The following is a 1246-nucleotide window of genomic DNA, read 5'->3' as shown; positions in this document are numbered from 1 at the left end:
TGTTTTCATCATAGATGTAATGGTTGGTTAAATTGATTAAATAAGTTTGTTGTAAAATAATAATTGAAATTTCCGAAGTAAATCCGGTGGACGTTTGTTGTGATTAAGACCAAAGCTGAGGTATAGCTATATATTCCATGCTGAGGTGGAAACTCCATTCAAGCAAGGATGCAATAGCTCATTTACTACAGCAGTTAAACTGCAAATAGCCTCATTTTGGACGGTTAATGATCACAGACTATAAAGAAGTAGACGTCAAAAAAGACTTTCTTCATAGTGAATATAATAGGACAGTAGTGTTCTAAAAAGATACTACGTCTTTTAATAAGTACTTTTATGGGAAAGCATTTGGAAAATGTCTAAAGTACTTTTGTGTCAGTATAATAAAAAAGGCGCGAATCTTACTATCCGACTTGAGGTACTGGTATACCCTATACACGAATAAGTAAGCTCACGCCTAGGTCGTGAGCTAAAGTACTTATTTTCCCGTGTATATAAAAATTACCAGTTTTCAAGTCGAGAATTAAATAAGCTTTAGCACTATCTTTTCTAAAGTTCTATTTTATTTGATAAATCAAAGATAATAAAAAGTTATTTGTAATCCAAGTGGTTTACATTAAATTTTAATAATAGTCATAAAATTGACTATGGGAAAGTTAAGTGAGGAAGATATAAGGCTAAGAGATGCTATTAAAAATAGGATTTCTAGAATTATGCAAGATAAAGACTTTAGTAAGAGTGCATTGGCTGCACATAACGAAAAAGACAGACAAACTATCGATCGTTGGACAAATCTTAGTAATTCACGTGGTGTATCAATTTATACAATAAAGAATTTTTGTATGAATATGAAAATTAGCATGGATGAGTTCTTTAATGATCCTTTGTTTGATGAGTTTAACTCTAAAATATGATAAATACTTAATATAAGTTATAAAAAGCTTGGAATAGATTTCAGTTTATTCTAAGCTTTTTTTTATGTGTGCCCAGCATGGACAGTAACTCTAGGGTGCAAGTCCCGAACACGCCTTTACAACGGGAAGTGTTAGCCAAATGCAAGGGTGTCCATCGTGAGGTGGAATCTGAAGGAAGCGCTAGGCAAACCCTTGACCTGACGAACAGAAACTATATCAGGCCCAATAATATCGGATAAGGTTGCATAACAAACTAAAGTCCAAAGTTGTACGGAGATATTTAGGGTAAATATAGCAGGTATATGAGGGGAAAGTTACTGTTCTTACCTGGG

The 1246-nt window shown here is 33.5% G+C and carries 1 protein-coding gene; it reads left to right on the top strand.

Going from position 1 to position 1246, the window contains the following annotated elements:
• The first annotated feature begins 647 nt into the window (after positions 1-647).
• A complete protein-coding gene (locus tag ACYSNX_RS13070; RefSeq protein WP_461755093.1) occupies positions 648-914 on the top strand; it encodes a helix-turn-helix domain-containing protein in 267 nt (88 codons plus the stop codon).
• The last annotated feature ends 332 nt before the right edge of the window (positions 915-1246 follow it).

This window comes from Myroides sp. LJL115, assembly GCF_054871665.1.
Note: the sequence above shows the minus strand (reverse complement) of the source record. Positions and strands in the feature narration are given on the sequence as shown.